This is a genomic window from Drouetiella sp. (assembly GCF_059504425.1).
This window is the reverse complement of record NZ_JCACIN010000040.1, coordinates 240,149-262,222: the sequence shown is the minus strand read 5'-3', so window position 1 is coordinate 262,222 and position 22,074 is coordinate 240,149. Positions and strand designations below refer to the sequence as shown.

Genomic DNA, 22,074 nt, shown 5'->3' with positions numbered 1-22,074 from the left:
ATCGGTAGAGTCCACAAGGGGCTAGAGTTCTCAGCGATAGAAGGCGTAATTTTCTGACCAGAATTTTATCCCAGAAGTCTATCAATGTATAGCAACCACCAAGGCGGTTACAAAGGATACATTTTGAGTGGGGTGCTTTACGCCCCACCCAAAATGTCTTAAGCAAACTGGCGACAGCCATACCCAGATTTTAACCGTTACAGTTCAGCAATGTAACGTATTCCGATAAGAATACCGTAGATTTTTGGAATCCGCTGGTGAAGATCGATAATCAGCATCTTTCCGCTTCTGAGAGCCACGACTCAGTAAAATCATAAGACTCAGCAAAATTATGAAATGACTGAATCCTACTCCTCTACGACATCTGCAAATCCCAATATTCCAAGCTGTGCCTGGAGTCGGGCGATCGGGCTAGGCTGGACGAATCCCTACACCGTGCGCTATTCCAGCAATATTGATGACGGCGCATGGCATGGGATGCCCTTGGGCGGTTTTGGGGCAGGCTGTGTGGGGCGATCGTCTCGCGGTGATTTTAATCTCTGGCATATTGACGGTGGCGAACATCTGTTTCGCAATATGTCTGCCTGTCAGTTCAGCATTTTTGAGCAAGCAGATGAGCAAACTCAGGCTTATGCCCTCTCAACGGAGATTCCTGAAACAGAGCTACCGTCCTGGACTCCTTATCCGGCGAGTCAGGCGGCAGGTGAAGGGTTGCCCGATCGCTCCACAGGCGAGTATTCGGCGCTGTATCCGCGAAGCTGGTTTGTCTACCGAAATGTGCTTCAGGCGGAGCTGACCTGTGAGCAATTTTCCCCGATTTGGGCAGAGAATTACCAGGAAACCAGCTATCCGGTGGCGCTGTTTCAGTGGACGGCGCATAATCCTAGCGATCGCCCCCTCACGCTTAGCATCATGCTGACCTGGGAAAACATGGTGGGCTGGTTTACCAATAGCCAGAAGTCTCCAGAGGTGAAGGTGCGAGATGATGGCAGTCCGGTCTATGAGTATCAGCCGCGTCTAGGCGAAAGCCAAGGCAATGTTAATCAGTGGCGTGCTGAAGCGGACTATGTAGGATGCCTCATGGGTGGCAATCTATCTGAGAGTCCTGCCGAAGGCGAAGGGCAGTGGGCAATTCTGGCGGAAGCTGCTAACGTCGAAGTCTTTCACCATATGCGCTGGAATCCAGCAGGAGACGGAGCCGAAGTCTGGCAATCGTTTTCTCAAGACGGCTCCTTACCCAATGTTGCTGACGCAACGCCCGCAGCTCAAGGCGAACGGGTTGCTGGGGCGATCGCCCTGCGCTTCACCCTAGCCCCTGGCGAAACCCGACAGATTCCCTTCGCGGTGGCGTGGGATTTTCCGGTGACAGAGTTTGCCGAAGGGGTGATTTATTACCGTCGCTACACCGATTTCTTTGGGCGCAATGGACGAAATGCCTGGGCGATCGCTCAGACTGCGCTGCAAAATCATCTCTCCTGGCAGCAGCAGATTCAACAGTGGCAGCAGCCGATTCTCGATCGGGCTGACCTGCCGGACTGGTTCAAAATGGCGCTGTTTAACGAGCTATACGACCTGACCAGCGGCGGGACGCTGTGGAGCGCGGCAAGCGATCGCGATCCGGTCGGGCAATTTGCCGTGCTGGAATGCCTGGACTATCGCTGGTACGAAAGCCTAGATGTGAGGCTCTACGGCTCTTTTGCCCTGCTCATGCTGTTCCCTGACCTAGACAAAGCGATTCTGCGCGCCTTTGCCCGCGCTATTCCGACCGAGGACAATCGCACTCGCACAATTGGCTACTACTATACGATCGGCAAGCCTAGTCCCGAAGCCCTGCGCAAAGCTAAAAACGCCACTCCCCACGATCTGGGCGCACCCAACGAGCATGTCTGGGAAAAGACCAACTACACCAGCTACCAGGACTGCAATCTCTGGAAGGATTTGGGCAGCGATTTTGTGCTTCAGGTCTACCGCGACTTTGTGCTAACGGGCAGCACAGACTATGCGTTCTTGGCAGAGTGTTGGTCAGCCGTGACGGCGGCGATCGCCTACCTCAAAACTTTTGACCTAGACAACGACGGCATTCCCGAAAACTCAGGCGCACCTGACCAAACTTTCGATGACTGGCGATTGCAAGGCGTGAGCGCCTATTGCGGCGGTCTGTGGATTGCGGCTTTGGAAGCCGCGATCGCCATTGCTCAAGTCCTAATCAAGCATCCGGTGGCAGAGATCGCGATCGCATCTTTGGAGGAGACGATCGCGATCTACCAAACCTGGCTGGATCAATCTCGTCCCATCTACCAGGAAAAACTCTGGAATGGAGAATACTACCGACTGGATAGCGACAGCGGTTCCGATGTGGTGATGGCTGATCAGCTTTGCGGTCAGTTCTATGCGCGACTGCTGGGCTTGCCCGACGTGGTGCCGATCGCCTGTGCCCAGTCAGCGCTAGCAACCATTTACGACTCCTGCTTTCTCAAGTTTCACGACGGTAAGCTAGGAGCCGCTAATGGAGTGAAGCTGGATGGGTCGCCTGTCAATCCCAAAGATACGCACCCGCTAGAAGTTTGGACAGGCATCAACTTTGGTTTGGCAGCTTTCTTGGTGCAGATGGGAATGCGCGATGAGGCGATGCAGATCACAGAAGCCGTAGTGCAGCAAGTGTATGAGCATGGGCTACAGTTTCGTACGCCGGAGGCAATCACCGCGGCTCAAACCTTCCGCGCGAGCCACTATCTGCGGGCAATGGCAATTTGGGGAGTCTATGGTCTGTTGCCTAAGCCAGGATGACCTGTGAGCATGGGCTTGTGAGCAATAGGGTTCGGCGATCGCGTCAAAGCGTCTGCCCTATTCATTCTCTAGTTTCTCTGAGGCTTCTATAGCTGTTGCCAGTTTGCTTAGGACATTTAGGGTGGGCTGCTTCGCGCCCCACCCTAAATGTCCCCGTCCTAACCGCCTTGGCGGTTGCCATAGCAGGTTGCCTAAATAAAGCTGAACAAATTCTTGTGCTGCATCGGGATCAAGTTGCTTCAAAACTTTGACGATTTCCACGATCGTTTCAGAAGTCGGCTCTCGCTGATCATGAACCCACTTGAATACCGCAGAGCGATCGATTCCAAGTGCGACTGCCAGCTTGTTCTGGCTAATGCCCCGCAAGGGGACTGAAACGCTTGTATTAAATAGAATCAACAACTCTTGAAATGTTAAGTTTTCATCACCACTTCCCTGCAAGGGGACTGAAACGCCACTTGTTCCGCGGTTGCGGTTGGGTTCGACTCAAGGACTTTCATCAGCACTTCCCTGCAAGAAGACTGAAACTATAGCCAGAGATTTGTTCTATAGCACTACGGGTAAACGTTAGGACGCTCGTTAAAAGCAGCATCCACGCAATCTCGGAAGCTATCAAATTCATCCCATCGTTGTCTCATCCAGTTTTTCAGTACACTCCACCAATGCTCGATATCGTTCAAATCTGGGCAATAGGGAGGCAGATACCAGAGTTCACATCCGGCGGCTGCCACGATCTGCTCAATATAGGCAGAGTGATGGAAACTCGCATTGTCAATGACGATCGCATCTCCACTTTGCAATTTTGGCAGCAGGCAGTCCTTTAACCACAACTCAAATAAATCTCGATTATAGGTTCCTGTAAAGGTCATCGGGGCAAAGATCTCCCCTTACTTGAGCGCGGCAAGCCAACTGACTCGTTCGGTGCGTTTGCCTGATTGAGTTGCACTAAAGCGTTGCCCAATCTCGCAGTAGCCATAGGGATGCTCCTCTCGGTTATCAATGCCTGCTTCATCCACATAGACAACCTGAGCGGCTGACTTGCTCTTTAATTGCTCTTGAAATGCTTCGTGCTTCAGCTCTTCGAGCAAGCCATGTTTAAGTTGATAGATAGTCTGCCCTGCCTGCTTTGCCAAAGCGTTAAGCCGCACCCAAACCAGAAAGGCACAGCCAATGTGGCTGCGCTGAATCCGGGCTTTGCGGCACGGGCAAGCCTCTAAGCCAGTGACCTGCTTAGTCTCACGATGCAGTTGCTCAATCTTCCAACGCAAGCCACAGGCCTGTTGTGCGGCTTCTGTAGAATCTTGAGCCAAATCGTTGGTCACAACGAAGTCCGTGCGGTGGGTGGACACCTCAACCCGGAAACACTGCACTTTGTGGTCTTTAGGAAAGCCTTTGATTGTAATGCGCTTACCCTGCCTCAGTTCACTCTGACTCCAGTTGAGGGAATCCACTCGTTGGTAGGACTGTTGCCCTCCTGATTCATCAACATGGCGATTGTCTCTGAGCGGGCAGTAGTAACCTTTTGGAGGGACTCAATCAACAGCATTAGGTCTTTGGTGGCATACCAAGTGTCCATCAGCACGGCTTGAAACGGCAGTTGTTTGTGATAGACCGTATGGCTCAACATCTCGCTGACAGGATCGAGCTTACGTTTGCCGTCTCCCACTAGGTCGTAAATCCGGTAGTCAATGACCCAGAATTGATCCAACTCTGGATTGCCGTACACGCAAGTGACCACTCCAATCCCTTTAAGGACTCCATGAGCATTGCCACTGTACTGCCGTCGGACTAGGTCAATTGCAAAGGAGTGGCGCTTGTCGAGCACTGTGTCGTCAAACAACAGATATCCCGTGGAAGTCTGGATCACCTGAGAGCTAACGTTTTCCCACACCAGACGAGGCGTTATTTTCTCCCCACCTAGATATCGATTAATTTCGTCGTGGGAAAACTTCTCGCTGTGGTCTGCGAAATTAGTCAACCTATAATTGATCTGGCTGACGAGCAGATATTGACATTAGTCCAGCCGAGTGACAGTTTCTTTCATACCCTGACTCTAGCAATTGACCACGCATCTCGGCTCTCCACCACCATCTCCTCTGCGTAAGTCCTAATTGGATCTGAGCGCGTAGCGCTATGGGGAAAATAGGAAGACTTTGCGATCGATCTTCTAGATCAGCCGTTTTAGTTAATAGGCATCTTGCAAATTAGGTTTAGTGGAGGCGCAGTCCCCACTAAACCTAATCCCAAAACTTTAATCTGCAAGAGGTCTATTGTGGATAGGAAATCGTTAGGATGCCTGAACAAGCGGCTCGGTTCGAGCTTGAAATCCTGCCTTCATTAGCGCACTCACCGTTGCTTGGTGGTCTTGGACTCGAAACTGTGCCCCCAGCCGCACTAGCTCACGGCGATCGTTCCCCGTAATTACCGCAATCACCGGAATCTTGCTTTTATCCTCATCGCCGCGCTGCTCTAGTAATACCGTGCGCAAGTGATGTTGCTTCACGACATCTCCGGCAATCTGCGGCTCTAGATCCACCATCACCATGCAGACATCATCGATCGGCTCTGCATCTTCAATGATGAACTGAGTGCGATCGTCTCGCTTGTCTACTTTGCCCCAGAGCATCAGCCGCGCATCGACCTGCAACAGTTCGCCAATCCGCTCAAAGGATTTTGGGAAGACCACCGCCTCAACCTGTCCGCTCAGGTCTTCAATTTGCAGCGCCATCATTTTGTCGCCGCGTTTCGTCACGATCGGTTTAATGGTGCTGACCATGGCGATCGCGCTCAGCATCACGCCTTCGGGTTTGTCATTCAAATCGCTAAGGTTGATCGGTGCCAGGACTCTAGCCGCCTGCTGAATTGACTTCAGCGGATGGTCTGAGATATAAAAACCCAAAAGCTCTTTTTCTAAACGCAGCTTTTCTTGAGGCGGATAGTCGGGTACGGCAGGTGCTTTAGGAGCCGTCTCAAACTTGTTAGAAGCGGCAGTCGCACCCCCAAACAAATCAAACAGATTGCCCTGTCCAATCAGCCGATCTTTGGCGCGAGATTGTGCCCACTCTAGCAACAGCTCCAAGTCTTGAATGAGCTGATTTCGATTGGTTTCGTTACTCTCTAAACTATCTAACGCGCCGCACTGAATTAGTGCTTCCAAGGCTCGACGGTTAACGGTGCGAGAATCCACGCGATCGCACAAATCCGCCAAAGATTTGAACTTGCCACCCTCTTCACGGGCAATCAGCAGATGTTCGATCGCCCCTTCTCCCACATTCCGTACTGCCGACAGCCCAAACAAAATGGTGGTTTGTAGGGGGGTAAAGTCTACGCCCGATCGGTTGATGTCCGGCGGCTCCACCTGGATGCCCATGTTGACACAGCTAGCAATATATTTCTGCACTTTGTCTTGATCACCGCTGTTACAGGTGAGCAGAGCCGCCATGTATTCAACCGGGTAGTTTGCCTTAAGATATGCCGTCTGATAGGTGACATAGCCATAGGCGGTCGAGTGAGATTTATTGAAGCAGTTAGAGGCAACCAAACCGCTACTTAAAACAAAGTTATGATCTCGTTCAACGCCGATGTCATAAACAGCTTGCATCCCTAAAGATTGACGACTAATAATTTTAACCATAGCTATTTATAAGTTACTTAATAAGTTATTCAACATCTGCAAAAATAGGTTTCAAATCCAGCACAAAGCCGGGTAATACATCCTCACCAGAAAGCGTTTCAGGATTTTTGAGAACCTCAACTTCCTGTTCTAATCGATAAATTTCCACCTGCCGATTTTTGGGATCAATCAACCAGCCCAGCCGTACGCCGTTATCGATATATTCCTGCATCTTGACGCGCAGCGTGCCGATGGAATCAGAGGGCGATCGCAATTCAATCACAAAGTCAGGAGCCAACGGCGGAAATTTGCGCTTTTGCTCTGGAGTCAGGGCATTCCAGCGTTCGCGCCTCACCCAGCTTGCGTCAGGAGAATAGTTCGCGCCTCCGGGCATTTTAAACTCCGTAGAGGAATCGAAAGCAAATCCTAAATCGTTTGTTCGACTCCAGGCTTGTACCTGAAAGGAAATTTCAATATTCCGATGACCCGTTTCACCACCTGTAGGGGACATGATAATTAAATCTCCGCTAGAGTTACGCTCAATTCTTAGGTCAGGATTTGCCTGACACAGGAGAAAGTATTCATCGTCTGTCAGGCACAGCAGCGACTTGAGTTGGGGCGGAGAAAACACCATAGAGTCTCTGAGAGGATTGAGTAAACTATCTCCCATATTACCGACCCGCAAGAACGGGCGATCGCACTTCCACCCGCTTCAAGTCCAGGTTTCGCTGGAAAATCTCATCGATCGTCAGCATTTGTCCCGCTTCTGTCATGAACTTGTGATCTTTGGTTGCCTGAATAATTGAGCCATCTTCTAACAGATACTCAAAGATTTCTTGCTGCCCGCGATCGTGCCATTGGGCGATCGGTTGAGTATAGATGTAGCCATGATTGTTAACGCTGTAAACCGTGCATTGAACCTGATTCTCGACAATTTTACCGATCGGCAAAGCGCCATATTCAACGGTGAGTACGGGCATTTCATAGCTCAAACAATATTCTGCAAACATCACCATTTGTTCAAACAAATCGGTGGCAACTTTTGCCTTAACGCCGTTTTTGCCCGCCCCATCAATGAAGATCTGCTGATGCTTTTCCATCTCCGACTTTTTCTTTTTGCCCATTGCTCGCCGCAGCAGATCGGCTTGCCCTAGGGAATAGCCCGCCATATCTTGAGCGATCTTCATAATCTGCTCTTGATAGACCATAATCCCATAGGTTTCGTTGAGAATGGTTTCTAGGATTGGGTGTTCGTACTCAATTCTTTCTCGCCCATGCTTACGGTTAATGAACTTGGGAATCAGCCCTGCATCCAGCGGTCCCGGTCGATACAGCGCCAGTACCGAAGAGATGTCTTCCAATCCGGACGGCTTTAGATCTCGGACAATCTGCCGCATTCCTGAAGATTCAAGCTGAAAGATACCTTCTAGGTTGCCTTGCGACAGCAGCTTATAAACTTTTGGATCGTCCAGAGACAAATGATCGAGATCAATCACAACATTTTGATTTTGGGCAATCAGATCCACCGCTTTCTGGATCATTGTTAGGTTCTTGAGTCCCAAGAAGTCCATTTTCAGCAGCCCCAGCGCCTCAATGTCCTCCATGTAATACTGCGTAAACACAGAGCCATCAGCGTTGCGCTGAAGCGGCACGACTTCATCCAGCGGATGCGAGGAAATCACCACACCTGCCGCATGAATCCCCACACTCTTGTTAGTGCCCTCAATCTTGATTGCCGTATCGAGCCAGTGGCGAACCCTTGGATCATTGTCATACTTCGCCTTAAATTCTGGTGCAGGGGTGCCCTCTGAAATCATCACCTTCAGCTTTGCTGGTTTACCCCGCGAAACGGGAATCAGCTTCGCCATCCGATCGGACTCCGCATAGGGAATATCCAGCACTCGCGCCACGTCCTTCAGCACCGCTTTTGAGGTCATGCGGTTGTAGGTAATAATCTGGGCAACGCGATCGCTCCCATACTTATCCGTCACGTAGCTAATCACCTCATCGCGGCGATCGATACAAAAGTCTGTATCGATATCTGGCATCGAGAAGCGTTCGGGATTGAGAAATCGCTCAAACAGTAAGCCATGATGCACCGGGTCAATGTTAGTAATTGCCAGGGAATAAGCCACAAGAGAACCCGCTGCCGATCCGCGACCTGGTCCTACCGGAATGCCGTGATCGCGGGCATATTTGATGTAGTCCCAAACCACGAGAAAGTAGGCATCAAAACCCATCTGGTGCATCATTTGCAGCTCATACTCTAGCCGCTCTTGATACAAGGGTTCTACCTGGTCATAGGACTCATAGCCAAAGCGATCCATCAAGCCTTGACGGGTAATTGCCCTCAGGTAGCTGTCTTTGGTATAGCCTTCGGGGACTGAATATTCCGGGATGCGAGGCTTTCCCATAATGTCGTATTCTTCGATCTTGTCGGCGACCTCCATCGTGCTGGCGATCGCCTCCTCTACCGCCTCTTCCGGCAGGTGATCGCGGAAGAGATAACGCATCTCTTCTGCCGACTTGAGATACTCGGTGCCCGTGTACCGCAGCCGCTTCTCTTCGCTAATCAGCTTCCCAGTCTGAATGCACAGCAGCGCGTCATGGGCTTCTACATCAAAGCAGGAAATATAGTGGGAGTCGTTGGTGGCAACCAGCTTAATGTCCATTTCGCGGGCAATGCGAATAATCTCAGGATTGACAATTCGCTCCTCCTGCAAGCCGTGATCCTGAATCTCCAGGTAGTAGTCATCGCCAAACCGCTCTTGATACCACTGGGCGATGCGACGGGCAATCTCTGGCTTACCCTGCATGATCGCCTGGGGAATTTCTCCTCCCAGACAGGCGCTCGTGACAATCAGCCCTTCCCGGTACTGCTCGATCAGCTCTTTGTTAATGCAGGGGCGCGAAAAAATGCCTTTGCCCTGAACGCCTTGCAAATGAGAAATTGTGGTTAATTTGACCAGATTCTTATACCCTTGGGTATTCTTTGCCAAGATTACCTGGTGATAGCGGGGACGGCGCTCCTGTTTCGTGATGTCGCCATTGATTACGTACATCTCGTTGCCGACGATCGGCTTCACGCCACGAGCTTTACACTCCTTCAACAGCTCGATCGCCCCATACATGACGCCGTGATCCGTAAGGGCGATCGCTGGCATCCCCAGCTCTACGACGCGATCGAGCAGCTCTGGAAGCTGGCTTGCGCCGTCCAAAAGGCTGTAGTCGCTGTGAATATGTAGACCAACAAAGGACATAGCTCTCAATCTCGGTTTCAGACCCGGTGCAAGGTTGAGATAAGATTAACTGATCTTTGATGCTATATCTAGCAATTTTATTGAGATTTGTTGACAGATGCCCCTACCCGTAGCGCTTTTTAAGAGCTGAAAGGCTCAGCACAAGTGCAGTTGAACTAAAATTTAGCCAACTCAAATTAGTATAAACGTATCAAGGCAATTCTACCGCCGCAGGTTTCAACCTAATTGAGGGTCAATTTTAGGATCAATATGGCAATGTGGGTGGCAATGTGAGAAGAGCAGCTTGTTGAACGCTTAATCTTTATTGCCGAAAATTGCTGAAATATCAAGTTTTGATTAAGTTGCGAGCAAAGCAAAATCCGTGCTTCTGCTCAGCTCTTAGCTGAGGTTAGAAGTCAATAATGAGATTGTCAGTTCACCTACTCAGAAAAAATGCAGCTTCGTCAACTCACCGCTGGAATTGCTGCTTTGGCAGCGATCGCTTCCATTCTGTCCGCCAACTCTGCTCAAGCCTTCTCCTTCAAAGTCACGGATGGTGTCGCAAATCCCACTACTGGACTCACCAATCAAGGTGCGTACTCAGAATTCGCCAAGCTCAAAGGTACTACGACCGTTGACTTTAACTCTGGCAAAGCACCCACCGACGGATTTGCCAAATATAGCTTCTCTAACAAAGGTCAGAGCAGCAGCGTCCGCTCAGATATGTGGGCACCCGTAGGAGCAGAGGGCGAGAAGAACACGTCCAGCTACCTAGCAGCGTTTCAGGGTGATAACGTCATCATCAACCTAGCAAAGAACCTCAACTATTTTGGGATTAACTGGGGTGCGGCTCATACGGGAAACACTTACTCTTTCTATAACGGCGACAAGTTAGTTCGTAGCTTCAACACGAAGGATATTGATCAGGCAGGCGGTTTTGCTACCTACTCGGCTCTGCATTCTGGCACCAATGAAGCGGGCGCCCAGAAGCAGCAAAATGGCAAGTATTACCAGGGCAACGGCTACGTGCATTTCTATGCAGACAGCGAAGATGATATCTTCAACAAAATCGTCATTTCTCAAGCTGGCGGCGGCGGTTTTGAAACCGACAATCACTCTTTCCACGAAGGCTCAGGCAAGTTCAACTTCAACACAGAGTCTGTTCCTGAACCTGGCGTTGTTATGGGATTAATGACGGTGGGTGGTTTCTTCTTACGCCAGCGCCGTCGCGCTAAGGTGGCATAGCAGAAGGCAGCGCACCGCTGCATCAAGAACATCAAAATCTAAGTGACATGGCATAGGGTTTCCATCGCACCTCTTTTCAAGAGGTGCGATTTTTGGCATGGCTGATCTCTGCGCCCCTCTGGTACATAGCGCTACGCGATTAGATCCAACGAGTTATCTTTTGAGAGCCGCGCGGAGCGCGGCTCTCAAAAGATAACTCGTCCTAACTCAATTACGTAATGCCATAGCTATCGCCAGTTTGCTTAGGACATTTAGGGTGGGACGCTTCGCGCCCTACCCAAAATGTCCCCGTTCTAACCGCCTTGGCGGTTGCCACATCACACAAAAAATTATCCTAGAGATCAGCAACGCCCGATTTTTAATGCATGTGAGACTGGGTATGGTCCTTAAAATGTCAGGATAGATCAAGATGGCTGGCAAGACTTTTTTAGAAGATTCTCTACAGGATTATTTGCTTTCTGTTTCGCTGCGAGAGCCAGAAATTTTGAAAAGCCTGCGGCAAGAAACGGCAACTCACTCTATGAGCCAGATGCAGATTGCACCTGAGCAGGGACAATTGATGCGATTGCTGGTACAGCTAATGGGAGCCAAAAAAGCGCTGGAAGTTGGCGTATTCACTGGATATAGCTCGCTTTGTGTCGCGATCGCCCTCCCACCCGATGGCAAGCTCATTGCTTGTGATGTCAGCGAAGAATATACGGCGATCGCCCAGCGCTACTGGCAGCAGGCAGGAGTTGCTGACAAGATCGACCTGCGGATTGCCCCTGCGCTCGAAACTCTCGATCAGCTCCTGGCCGCAGGCGAAGCAGGCACCTTTGACTTCGCCTTTATTGATGCCGACAAAAGTAGCTACGACGGCTACTATGAGCGATCGCTACAGTTAGTCCGTCCGGGCGGACTGATTGCCATAGATAATGTCCTCTGGTCGGGCAGAGTTGCCGACTCGCAGACGCAAGATAGCCGCACTAAGACCATACGCGCCTTTAATCAAAAGCTGCATCAGGATGAGCGAATTACTCTCAGCCTACTGGCGATCGCCGACGGCTTGACCCTAGCCCTCAAGCGATAGCTCTTCTTGCCGTAAAGGCATGACCAGCACCTTGTCTACCCGATTGCCGTCCATATCCATTACTTCAAAGCGGAAGCCTCCCCAGGTGAAATGGTCGGACGATCGCGGAATATGCCCTAGCTGCATAATCACAAAACCCGCAATGGTCTGGTAGTTACCGCGATCGTCTCCGGGTAGCTCATCTGCGGCGATTAGCTCTTTCAGCTCGTCGCTAGACAGCATGCCATCTACCAGCCAAGAGCCGTCTTCTCGGCGGATAATGCTAGACTCCTGCGGATCGTCGGCAAAGGGAACATCTCCAATGATCACCTCCATGACATCGTTGAGAGTGACAAGCCCCTGAATCACGCCATATTCATCTACCGGAAGGGCTATATGCGTTCCCGACTGCTTAAACAATTCCAGCACTCTCAGAGCATGGGTACTTTCTGGAATCAGCAGAGGCGGGCGAAGTAAAGTAACCAGATCGATCGGCTGTCCAGCAAGGCTCCGCGCCAAAATATCGGCAACATGCGCAATGCCCATGACGTTATCTAAGGCATCTTGGCAGACCGGAATGCGGCTATGACGACACTCGATCATCTTCTGGCGGATGACCTCAGCCGAATCATTCAGATCGATCCAGATGATGTCAGGGCGGGGAGTCATGAGGTCGTTTACCTGCTGATCGCCCAGATGAAACACCCGTTCTACCATATCCTGCTCGGCGGCAGCAAACATACCTGCTTCAGCTCCTTGACGAACTAAAACCTTAATTTCTTCCTCCGTTACCGAAGGTTCTTCAGAGGGTGCATTGGCACGAAACAGCTTTAGAACAGCCTCGGTAGAAAGGCTAAGCAGGTAGACGATTGGAGCGGCAATTTTGGCAACTACCTGCATGGGAGCCGCTACGATCGCCGCAATTTTTTCTGGGTTATTCAGCGCCAAACGCTTGGGAGCCAGTTCGCCAATGATCAGTGACAGGTAGGTGATGATCAGCACGACGAGGGTAAGGGCGATCGCCTCACTGGAATCTTTTAGTGCTGGAATCATGGCAATATAAAATGCCAGATGCTCGGAGAAGGATGCACCGCCAAACACCCCGGTCAGCGTGCCAATCAGCGTGATGCCCACCTGAACCGTAGACAGAAAATTGTTGGGTGAGTTTGCTAACTTCAGCGCCGCTTTTGCCCCAGCGTTTCCCTGCTCGGCCTGCTCCTGGAGGCGGGCTTTACGGGCTGAAACAATTGCCATTTCTGACATTGAGAAAATCCCGTTGGCAACTATCAGCAGAAAAATACCCAAAATCTCAAAAATCATTGCAATCCTTTCATGAAATGGTAGCGCTGCTCTAAACTGCTCGTCATCTAGATTGAATTACCATGAAACAGCCAGCTCGTGAACGCGTATTTTTGACCTTTGAGGATAGGCAGCGACTCATGCGGATGGGTGTAGTATGCCGGGAAAACCAGAACTGCCCCGGCTTCTGGCTTTATCTTAAGGTCTTGGCGATCGAAATAAGTTTCGCCTCCTTCAAAGTCATCATTCAGGTAGCCGACAATGCTGATATCGCGGGTGGGAATGCCCTGATCAAGTTCTTGAAAGCGGCTGCCTAACAAAATATTATCGATATGGCGCTTGTAAAACTGCTGCTCCTGATAGCGCAAAACCGTGCAGGGTTCGGCGAAGGGAAAGTTAACGCCATAGGTTTGCTGAAGGAGTTGCTGAACGATCGCCAGTTTGCTAAACAAGAGCTGATTTGCAGACTGTAAGAGCGGATCGGAGCCACCCAACCTCAGCAGATCGTTACTCCGAACCTGATTATTAACCGTTTCAATCAGAATATCGGCTTGCTGAAGCTGGCACTGCTGAGTCACCTGAATAATCTGCTGGCAAGCAGAAGAATTTAGCAAGTCCTTGACCAGAAAGATTTCATGACCCAAAGAAGTTAGGGTTTGAGAAGCCATTAGCCGATCGCTCGTAGAGTGAAGTACATGCTAAATCTTTGCGAGAGAATGGGGAATAGAGAAAAGCCTAAGCTATTATCTCGAATTTATACTGCCACTCTCTACTCTCCCACATCCCTCACTTAGGCTGATGATTTAGGCTGATGGTGTTCATGCCAGTGACGGGCTATGTCAACCCGCCGACACAGCCAGACGCGATCGTGCCCTTTCACATAGTCTAGAAAGCGCCCTAGAGCCGCTGCGCGTCCGGGTCTGCCCACAAGGCGGCAGTGCAGCCCCACGCTCATCATTTTGGGGGCAGTTTCGCCTTCGGCATAGAGTACGTCGAAGCTGTCTTTCAAATAGGCGAAAAATTGATCGCCTGAGTTGAAGCCTTGAGCGCTAGCAAAGCGCATGTCATTGCTGTCTAGAGTGTAGGGAATGACGAGGTGGGGCTTACCGTAGTCGTGCAGCCAGTAGGGCAGGTCATCGGCATAGCTATCTGCGTCATAGAGAAAGCCGCCTTCTTCAACCACAAGCCGACGAGTATGAATGCTGTTGCGTCCGGTATACCAGCCTAGCGGTCGAGAGCCTGTCACCTGCGTGTGGATGGCGATCGCCTTTTGCAGATGCTCCCGCTCGGCAGCAGCACTGAAATACTTGTAGTCAATCCAGCGATAGCCGTGGCTAGCAATTTCCCAGTTTGCCTCCAGCATGGCGGCTACGGCTTCAGGGTTGCGCTCTAGCGCCATGGCTATGCCGTAGATTGTGACGGGAATCTGGCGATCGGTAAACATCCGGTGCAGCCGCCAAAAGCCCGCCCGACTGCCGTACTCATAAATAGACTCAATATTCATATGCCGCACACCCTGGAGCGGCTCGGCTCCTACGACCTCAGACAAGAAAGCCTCTGCTGCCTGATCGCCATGCAAAACGCAGCTTTCGCCGCCTTCCTCGTAGTTGATAACAAATTGCACTGCCACCCGCGCTTGACCTGGCCACTTGGGGTGGGGCGGATGACGACCATAGCCTACTAGATCGCGAGGGTAAGTATTTGTCATGGGTTAACTCCTAGGTATAGCAACCGCTAAGGCGGTTAGGGCGGGGACATTACAGTGAGGTGCGAGGCGCTTCACTGTAAATGTCCCAAACAAACTGGCGACAGTCATAAGTCATGATTTGTGCAGGAGTATGCAAATGGATTGAACCTTGAATTGCCACTCTCAAGCAGTATCCTTAAAAACTTATCCTTAAAAAGTTGCGGTTAGCGTTACTCAGGTAAGAATTTTTTGTTGCGTGGGCTTTGCCCACGCAACAAAAAATTCTTACCCCTTAAGGACTACCAAGTTGCAGAGGATTAAAAATTGCAGCGTGGGGCGCGATCGATTTCTCAGGCATGGTAAACTCTGCGGCAGTTACGCCATCAAGCTAAAGGTTGTGAATCTGAGGAGTGTTTTTTGACATGAAATTCAATACAGTCTCAAGAATAGGATACGCTTTGGTTTCAGCCGCCTTCATCACTGCAATCGGCGGACTACAAGCCTCCGCTACCGTCAGCGCGATCGAGCTAGCCCAGGCTTCACCCGCACCATCTCCTGCCCCTAGCGCCCCTGCCCCTGCTCCTAGCGCCCCCGCTCCTGGCGATGCGCCTTTGTATGAGCGGGCTAGCTATATCGGCACTTGCCGTCAGGCTAACGCGACCACAGAAGTCTTTCAAAACACGGCGCTAGGGCCTGTCAACCAGCGCGTGGGTACGGTAAATGCGGGTTCACAGGTAACACTCACAGGAGTACTGGGCGACATTGCTGGAATTGGGGGCGTGGCTCAAATTAAAACGCCCGTTGTAGGATGGCTGCGATCGTCAACTTTGGCAACCTGTGGCACCCCCCCTGTTACAGGAAGTTGCTTTATCATTCGCACGGCAACTGCGCCCAACGGACTCTATGCCTACTCAGACCCTATAACCGCGCAGAAACAGCTTTATAACGGTCAGGCAGACGGCCCGGCGGGTGGCAGCAAAGTGTATTTCACAACGCCACCTACACCCTCTCAGACGGCTCGGAACACTATCTATGTGAAAGTGACCTATACCAGCTTGAATGGGAGCAATCGCGTGGGCTGGATCTCTCAAGGTTCCGTAGGCAGTACGCCAGGTGGATTGAGCAGTAACTTGAGCGTTTGTCCCTAGTCATTGAGGGATTTTGGGTTTTGGATTGAATCCAAAACCTATAGCTGTCACCAGTTTGCTTAGGACGTTTGTTGTGGGGCGCGGAGCGCCCCACAACAAACGTCCCTGTCCTAACCGCCTTGGCGGTTGCTATAAGTTTGTTTACTGAATCCAAGTTTGTTTACTGACCTAAACCCAACTGCTTCTGAATTTGCTTCAGCGCTCGATGCATCTCTGGGAGGCGGCTGTAAATAGCTGAGGCTTTGAGGTACAGCTTGTAGGGCACGGCAGGTGTACCCAAAACCACGGTGCCAGGTGCTACGGTGCCATGGATGCCTGCCTGTGCGCCCGCCTGTACGCCATCGCCGATGTGAGAGTGGTTTGCAACTCCGACCTGTCCCCCCAGAATGACGCGATCGCCTAGCTGTGCTCCTCCCGCCAGACCAACCTGAGCTGCTAGGGCGCAGTTTTTGCCTACTTTAGAACCATGTCCAATTTGCACCAGGTTGTCGAGCTTGGTGTTGCGCTCGATGCGCGTTTCGCCTACGGCAGGGCGATCGATCGTGGAGTTGCAGCCTACCTCTACACCGTCTTCTAGCACCACGTAGCCCGACTGCTCCATCTTCAGCCAGCCCTCAGGAATAGGCACAAAGCCGAAGCCCTCCGAGCCAATTACTGCGCCGCTGTGGATGACGCAATCCGAGCCAATTTGAGTGCGTTCCTGAATCACACAATTGGCGTGTAGGAGGGTGCGATCGCCAATGGTCACGCCGGGATAAATCACGACATTGGGATGGATACAGAGATTATTTCCTAGAATCACTCCTGCCTGAATCACCACATGCGCCCCGATCGCCGCATTTTCACCCAGCTGCACTGAAGGATCAATGACAGCAGTAGGATGTATGCCGGGAGCCGGACGAAACGGTTGGTAGAACAGAGCGATCGCCTGGGCAAACAGCAGACGCGGTTCGCGAGTGGCAATCCAAGCAATCTGGCGATCGGTGGCTTGGGTTTGTAGCGCTTGATCTAGGGGCAGGATGAGCGCACTTGCCGCAGTAGTGTTGACCTGTGCCGCAAATTTCTCGCCTTCAATGTAGCTCAGGGTTTCTGCCTGTGCATCTTCTAGAGGCTTGACCCCTGTGAGATGAGGATCACAGGCGGCATTCAGGATGAGGCTATGCTCAGCGGCTTTCAATCGAGCAACTAATTCACTGAATTTCATGTTCTTAATCTCCCACTTGTCTGAAGCCAGATACTGCCGCCCAAACTTCTCATACAATCAAATTTTTCATGCCTAGAGCCATAGGGGGCATGAAACCCATCAGGATGCTGATGCTCTAAAAACATGTTTTGGTAAGCAGCGCTATTCTTATAAAGAATTCTTGTTTAAGCCTTTTCATTGTGAAGGAAACCGTGAATCGCCCGATCGCCTTTCGTCTAGAACAATATACTCTGAAGCGCCCTCAAGAAGTCCTGCTTGTCACCGCAGAAATTGCGGGCGAAGCAGATGAGATTATGATTTTTAAGGGTTTCTCTAGCTCTCTCATGCGATCGACTGCCTATGATCCTGATGTGCCAATGCTGCCTGAAGCGGCAAAAATTGTGGCGATCGATCGGCTGGTCGCACCCTATCAACCCGACCGTCCACAGTATATTCAGCAAGGGCTGACCTGGGTAGAGATGCAGGATTTACTAGCAACAGCCGGGGTTTGATTGAACTCAGCGGGGCTTTCACGAGAGAGAGCTTCAGTGACTTCTTTCAACGGCATTAGACCTCTTGCAAATTAGGTTTAGTGGGGGCGCAGCCCCCACTAAACCTAATCCCAGAGATTAGCAGCGCTCTTTCGCCTCCTGCTTTGAGACAACGACTGAGCCTTAGAAAATTCAGCATTCATTAAGGGTTTGCCAATCTGGCTCCCAGAGAAGCATTGCATAATTGAAATACAGGTTTTGGATATTTGCAACTTTGCCCTATGAAGCTCTCTAAGAAGAATTTGGATCAGCGGCTTGACCATGTCTATGATGCAATTGTCGTCGGCGGCGGCATTGGCGGGCTGTCGGCGGCTATTTATCTTCAGCGCTACCGCTTGTCCTGTCTAGTGATTGAGAAAGGGAAAGGGCGATCGTTTTGGATGCAAGATGTCACCAACTATTTGGGTCTACAGCCCCACACGCCAGGGCGCAGCGTCCTGCAAAATGGACAGGATCACGCGCTGGAGGTAGGCGCAGACCACCTGCGGGGCTATGTGGAAGATGTCACGGATGAGGGTGATACCTTTGCCGTCAAAGTCAAGCTGGGCAAGCAGGACAGCAGCCATTCCGTGTTTCGCAGCAAATATTTGATTGCGGCTAGCGGTATCATCGACACGCTGCCCCAGCTTGAGAATATGCAGAATGTGTTTGACTATGCGGGCTACAACTTACATGTTTGCTTGATTTGCGATGGCTACGAGATGGCGGATAAGAAATGCGGTCTGTTTGTCGGCTCCGAAGGTGCGATTAATACCGCCTTTGTGCTGAACTGGTTCACGCCCTATGTGACCGTGTTCACCAATGGACAGGTAGAGGTGGGTGCAGAGATGCGACAAAAGCTCCAGGAGCACGGCTACCCGCTAGTGGAAACGCCGATTAAGCAATTCCTGGGTCAGAATCATGAAATGACGGGTGTGGAGCTTGCCGATGGCACTACGGTTGATTTGGAAACAGGGCTGGTGTCGATGGGTTCTAAGTATCACGATGAATACCTGCGGGATATTCCGCTAGAGCGAAACGGCAAAAACATCCTCACCGACTCTATGTGTCGCACATCTCATGATCGCATTTTCGCAGTTGGAGATATAAAAGAAGGGATCAACCAGGTGTCGATCGCCGTTGCAGATGGTACATTAGCTGCTACAGCAATTTGGCGGGAGATTCGACGGGCTTCGCCGCCGCGTCGCTGGGAAGAAAACCTCATTGGAGTAAAATCGTGACTCAATCAGAAACGCTGACCTTTCCTGAGCTGCAAGCCGAAGTTGCCTACTTGCGGGAAGAGCTGCAAATGCGGGATCAGTTGGTTCAACAGCTCTCACAGGAGCTATTTCGCCTCGTCAAGGGTAATGAGACTGCGCTGCCTGCGCCCGAAGTTTCGGAGCGGCAAATGGCAGAAATGCGCGCCTTGCGAGAGCAGCTTCAGAGCGTTGAGCAGCAGGTGACGTTCTATCAGGCTCAAATTGCCGATCGCGATAGCGAAATCTACCAGCTCCGCCAGACCGCTCAGGAATTGGGCGATCGCTCCAAGATGCTCGAAAAGGTAGTGCAGGAGATGCCCCACATCTACCGAGAAAAGTTTGAGCGGCGTTTGGCTCCTATCAAAGAAAAAGTTAGCCTGGTGCAGCGAGAAAATCGTCAGCTTCATGCCGAGCTGCAAAGCGTCAGCTATCGTCTGGCAGTCCGCAGCCGACGGGGCACTCAGCTTGATTTGCCCACATTCCCATCGGGTTCTGTGGCATTGCCAACGCTGGGCTAAGAGCTTGGGCTAAGATCTAGACTAGCGTTAGGTTTGAATAAACGTGGAAAAAGTTAATTTAGCCGAGAAGCTCAGCCTATTCCAGGATCACTGGAACCCGCATGTGGTTGGCGATTTGAACGGACAGCAAGTCAGGCTCGTTAAGTTTCAGGGTGAGTTTGTCTGGCATCAGCATGAGCAGGAAGACGAGATGTTCTTAGTGATTAAGGGCAGCTTTCAAATGGAGTTCCGCGATCGGACGATCGACCTGACTGAAGGAGAATTCATCATCGTCCCGCGGGGCGTTGAGCATCGCCCCGTTGCCTCTGAAGAGGTGCATGTGATGCTGTTTGAGCCTGCCTCAGTTGTGAACACGGGCAACGTTCAAAATGAGCGTACCGTGCTGGAGCTGAGTAAAATCTAGGTCTTTCAAAAAACGGCTCCCTGAACTATGTTCAACTCTCCTACACCGCCAGAGTTTTTGACCTTCGAGGAAGTTGCAGAGGTCGATCGTGCCCTAATGACTTCGCGGGAAAAGTTTTCGGCGCGAGTGGCGCTGTATTCTTTACGATCGCTGAAGCTGATTGCCCAGAAGTATGGGGTGGCGATCGCCGATCTCGACTCACAGCAAATTGCCGATTGGGTGGCAGCAGACCCTACTTTTCAGGCAAATCCCGCCTTTGATGAGGGTTTCAAGGGTTTCTTTACGCAGCTTGTGATTTCATCCTTCAAGCCGCTGAAGCAGATCGCGCTGACGGAGAGCGGGGCAATCGAAGATTTGACGGTGCCGCAGGTAATTAACTGGTTTGAGCAGGAGGCAAAACTGCGGTTAGAAAAAAATTAGCTGATGAGATTCAGTCTTCCTGAGTTTCAGTAGGGAGATCGCCATCAAACACGACAATAAACGTTGCTTCGGGCATGAGTCGGCGCAAAACGCGGGCGTAGCCATCGGCATCAGATTCGTTGCGGCAACGCGCTACGACAATGCGCTGCATTTTGGGCAACAATCGCACCACAATCCACCTATTGAGGTTGTCTCGATAGGGCATAATGAATCTTATCTCCATTGCAAGTTGGAGCTTGAGCCAGTGCAGAACTTTCCAGGGGACGCACTGGTTTTAGCTTGAGATCAAGCATATCAGAAAACAAAATAAAGAAGCAATTTTGTTTCAATTTGCGACTTAAATGAATCAATTCTGTCTATGAGAGCTATGCCTAAACGGTTCCCAATAGGGCCACTCAGTGAACATGATGATGACTGGCTGACCGTTTGGGCTTGGCTGAACACTCGCAGCAAATCGGCTCAAGTTGCAGATCTGATTAGCTATGGAATTCGAGAAAGAAAGGCTGAAATTGATGACGCGCTGGCTTACGTTGCTAAAAAACGCGGAATTACACCCGAAGATTTGTTTCAACGCATTTTAGATGGAACGGTCAATCAAGAAGTAGATGAGGCAGAAGATGAAGAGTAGGGCGATCGGACTGCCATCTTGCCTTTAAAGCCTCGTGCAACAAAAATTCTTACCTAAATATCATCACTCTAATGAAAATGAATTAATCAGAGTTATGGGACTCTGGTGAGTGGGCATACCTATAAAGAATGCAAACTCACCTTTCGGGCTAAATCCTGATGCCAAAACTCGATCGCAAGGCTGGACAAAATATTCGAGATTTGGCTGTTAAAAGACGCATAAAGGCGCTAACCTCATTCACTTCTGCTGGGTTAGTAATTTTCTTGCCATTCTTTTTGAGCAAAGCTTCTGAGCGCTTTTTGAAACAGATCTCTTCACTAAACCCATCCCAACCTCCTCAAGCTTTTCAATTGCCTATTGCCCTGTACATTTTTTCTATTGTCATCGCTATGGGCTTGGTGATGAATGGCACTTACTTATGGAAACGAGCCAACCACGCCGATCAAGGCGCTAGAGGAGAAGAAGATATTGCTCAAGCCATAGCACAACTCACGCAAGAAGGATGGCAAATTGAGTATGGAATGCGCCTGGGGAATAAATTAGGCGATGCTGACATCGTTTGTATCTCTCCTCAGAATAAAGCCTACGTCATTGATGTCAAATCCCATCGAGGTGAAGTGATTACAGATGGGCAGCAGCTATATCGACGAGTTGGAAATTCAAAGTATTCATTCGAGAAAAACTTTCTCAACCAAGCTAAGAAACAGGCTCTACAAGTCAAGAAACAAAAAGAACTGAATTTTGTGACCCCAATTGTGGCTTTTTCTGACGCTAAAGTGGCGATCGCATCAGAGAAGTTACAAAAAGTCTATGTAGTAGAGAAATCTGCGTTAGTCTTGCTTTTGAGATCTCTCGGCTAGGCAGAAGCTCGCGGGATCATGTCATCTACTGTAGTGCGATCGTTCTGGTTATGGATTCCACCAAGTTCAACCGCCAAGCTTGATAGCTGATTACGAATCCAGAACCAAGTACAGTGCAAAATTACAAAACCTGGGAATGATAAGCCTATCGTTGTATCCATAGGCGGAACGCATTGGCGTTTGACTTTCAGTTGAGCGATGTCGCTA

The 22,074-nt window shown here is 50.6% G+C and carries 21 protein-coding genes and 1 pseudogene; 11 read left to right on the top strand and 11 right to left on the bottom strand.

Features of this window, described 5'->3' with window-relative positions; genetic code table 11:
• Nucleotides 1-336: 336 nt before the first annotated feature.
• A complete protein-coding gene (locus AC5JMP_RS09975) occupies nucleotides 337-2,787 on the top strand; it encodes a GH116 family glycosyl hydrolase (protein ID WP_495851298.1) in 2,451 nt (816 codons plus the stop codon).
• Nucleotides 2,788-2,844: 57 nt separating this feature from the next.
• On the opposite strand, the gene AC5JMP_RS09970 is transcribed toward AC5JMP_RS09975, so the two are convergent.
• The 6 genes and pseudogenes from AC5JMP_RS09970 to AC5JMP_RS09945 form a co-directional block, all read right to left on the bottom strand.
• Complete coding sequence (locus tag AC5JMP_RS09970) at nucleotides 2,845-3,228, bottom strand: helix-turn-helix domain-containing protein (protein WP_495851297.1); 384 nt, start codon at nucleotides 3,226-3,228, stop codon at nucleotides 2,845-2,847.
• A gap of 113 nt (nucleotides 3,229-3,341) precedes the next feature.
• A pseudogene (locus AC5JMP_RS09965) lies at nucleotides 3,342-3,851 on the bottom strand (IS630 family transposase); the annotation flags it as partial.
• A gap of 353 nt (nucleotides 3,852-4,204) precedes the next feature.
• On the bottom strand, nucleotides 4,205-4,765 hold the full coding sequence (locus tag AC5JMP_RS09960) for a hypothetical protein (protein ID WP_495851296.1): 561 nt from the start codon (nucleotides 4,763-4,765) through the stop codon (nucleotides 4,205-4,207).
• A gap of 309 nt (nucleotides 4,766-5,074) precedes the next feature.
• The gene (locus tag AC5JMP_RS09955) at nucleotides 5,075-6,421 is read right to left on the bottom strand and encodes a helix-hairpin-helix domain-containing protein (RefSeq protein ID WP_495851295.1); all 1,347 of its coding nucleotides are present in this window, start codon (nucleotides 6,419-6,421) and stop codon (nucleotides 5,075-5,077) included.
• Nucleotides 6,422-6,446: 25 nt separating this feature from the next.
• Nucleotides 6,447-7,034, bottom strand: a complete 588-nt coding sequence (locus AC5JMP_RS09950; RefSeq protein WP_495851294.1) for a Uma2 family endonuclease — start codon at nucleotides 7,032-7,034, stop codon at nucleotides 6,447-6,449.
• A 37-nt stretch (nucleotides 7,035-7,071) separates the two neighbouring features.
• Nucleotides 7,072-9,660 carry a DNA polymerase III subunit alpha gene (locus AC5JMP_RS09945; RefSeq protein WP_495851293.1) on the bottom strand — a complete coding sequence of 863 codons (2,589 nt, stop codon included), beginning with the start codon at nucleotides 9,658-9,660 and terminating at the stop codon, nucleotides 7,072-7,074.
• 432 nt (nucleotides 9,661-10,092) lie between these two features.
• Between AC5JMP_RS09945 and AC5JMP_RS09940 the strand changes: the two genes are divergently transcribed.
• The gene (locus tag AC5JMP_RS09940; protein ID WP_495851292.1) at nucleotides 10,093-10,884 is read left to right on the top strand and encodes a PEP-CTERM sorting domain-containing protein; all 792 of its coding nucleotides are present in this window, start codon (nucleotides 10,093-10,095) and stop codon (nucleotides 10,882-10,884) included.
• A 409-nt stretch (nucleotides 10,885-11,293) separates the two neighbouring features.
• Nucleotides 11,294-11,953 (top strand): class I SAM-dependent methyltransferase, encoded by a 660-nt coding sequence (locus tag AC5JMP_RS09935; RefSeq protein ID WP_495851291.1) that lies wholly within the window; start codon nucleotides 11,294-11,296, stop codon nucleotides 11,951-11,953.
• Here AC5JMP_RS09935 and AC5JMP_RS09930 read toward each other — a convergent pair.
• The 3 genes from AC5JMP_RS09930 to puuE form a co-directional block, all read right to left on the bottom strand.
• On the bottom strand, nucleotides 11,936-13,252 hold the full coding sequence (locus AC5JMP_RS09930; protein ID WP_495851290.1) for a hemolysin family protein: 1,317 nt from the start codon (nucleotides 13,250-13,252) through the stop codon (nucleotides 11,936-11,938). The genes AC5JMP_RS09935 and AC5JMP_RS09930 overlap by 18 nt on opposite strands.
• 47 nt (nucleotides 13,253-13,299) lie before the next feature.
• A complete protein-coding gene (locus AC5JMP_RS09925) occupies nucleotides 13,300-13,899 on the bottom strand; it encodes a prolyl hydroxylase family protein (protein WP_495851289.1) in 600 nt (199 codons plus the stop codon).
• Between the two features lie 122 nt (nucleotides 13,900-14,021).
• Entirely contained in the window at nucleotides 14,022-14,939 is a 918-nt protein-coding gene (gene puuE, locus AC5JMP_RS09920; protein ID WP_495851288.1) for an allantoinase PuuE, read from the bottom strand.
• A 401-nt stretch (nucleotides 14,940-15,340) separates the two neighbouring features.
• On the opposite strand from puuE, the gene AC5JMP_RS09915 reads away from it, so the two are divergent.
• Nucleotides 15,341-16,066 (top strand): hypothetical protein, encoded by a 726-nt coding sequence (locus AC5JMP_RS09915; protein WP_495851287.1) that lies wholly within the window; start codon nucleotides 15,341-15,343, stop codon nucleotides 16,064-16,066.
• Between the two features lie 160 nt (nucleotides 16,067-16,226).
• On the opposite strand, the gene lpxD is transcribed toward AC5JMP_RS09915, so the two are convergent.
• Nucleotides 16,227-17,270 (bottom strand): UDP-3-O-(3-hydroxymyristoyl)glucosamine N-acyltransferase, encoded by a 1,044-nt coding sequence (gene lpxD, locus AC5JMP_RS09910; protein ID WP_495851286.1) that lies wholly within the window; start codon nucleotides 17,268-17,270, stop codon nucleotides 16,227-16,229.
• Nucleotides 17,271-17,449: 179 nt separating this feature from the next.
• On the opposite strand from lpxD, the gene AC5JMP_RS09905 reads away from it, so the two are divergent.
• The 5 genes from AC5JMP_RS09905 (at nucleotide 17,450) to AC5JMP_RS09885 (ending at nucleotide 20,379) form a co-directional block, all read left to right on the top strand.
• Nucleotides 17,450-17,761, top strand: coding sequence for a DUF7734 family protein (locus AC5JMP_RS09905; protein ID WP_495851285.1), 312 nt, complete (start codon nucleotides 17,450-17,452; stop codon nucleotides 17,759-17,761).
• Nucleotides 17,762-18,021: 260 nt separating this feature from the next.
• Entirely contained in the window at nucleotides 18,022-19,020 is a 999-nt protein-coding gene (locus AC5JMP_RS09900; RefSeq protein ID WP_495851284.1) for an NAD(P)/FAD-dependent oxidoreductase, read from the top strand.
• Nucleotides 19,017-19,556, top strand: a complete 540-nt coding sequence (locus AC5JMP_RS09895; RefSeq protein ID WP_495851283.1) for an Npun_F5560 family protein — start codon at nucleotides 19,017-19,019, stop codon at nucleotides 19,554-19,556. Before AC5JMP_RS09900 ends, AC5JMP_RS09895 begins: the two co-directional genes overlap by 4 nt.
• Nucleotides 19,557-19,599: 43 nt before the next feature.
• Entirely contained in the window at nucleotides 19,600-19,959 is a 360-nt protein-coding gene (locus tag AC5JMP_RS09890; RefSeq protein ID WP_495851282.1) for a cupin domain-containing protein, read from the top strand.
• Between the two features lie 27 nt (nucleotides 19,960-19,986).
• On the top strand, nucleotides 19,987-20,379 hold the full coding sequence (locus AC5JMP_RS09885; RefSeq protein WP_495851281.1) for an NDH complex assembly factor CRR9: 393 nt from the start codon (nucleotides 19,987-19,989) through the stop codon (nucleotides 20,377-20,379).
• Nucleotides 20,380-20,389: 10 nt separating this feature from the next.
• Here the strand turns inward: AC5JMP_RS09885 and AC5JMP_RS09880 are convergent, their stop codons facing one another.
• Nucleotides 20,390-20,602, bottom strand: coding sequence for a hypothetical protein (locus tag AC5JMP_RS09880; RefSeq protein WP_495851280.1), 213 nt, complete (start codon nucleotides 20,600-20,602; stop codon nucleotides 20,390-20,392).
• A 144-nt stretch (nucleotides 20,603-20,746) separates the two neighbouring features.
• On the opposite strand from AC5JMP_RS09880, the gene AC5JMP_RS09875 reads away from it, so the two are divergent.
• A complete protein-coding gene (locus AC5JMP_RS09875) occupies nucleotides 20,747-21,007 on the top strand; it encodes a hypothetical protein (protein WP_495851279.1) in 261 nt (86 codons plus the stop codon).
• Between the two features lie 158 nt (nucleotides 21,008-21,165).
• Nucleotides 21,166-21,867 (top strand): nuclease-related domain-containing protein, encoded by a 702-nt coding sequence (locus AC5JMP_RS09870; RefSeq protein ID WP_495851278.1) that lies wholly within the window; start codon nucleotides 21,166-21,168, stop codon nucleotides 21,865-21,867.
• Nucleotides 21,868-22,074 lie beyond the last annotated feature (207 nt).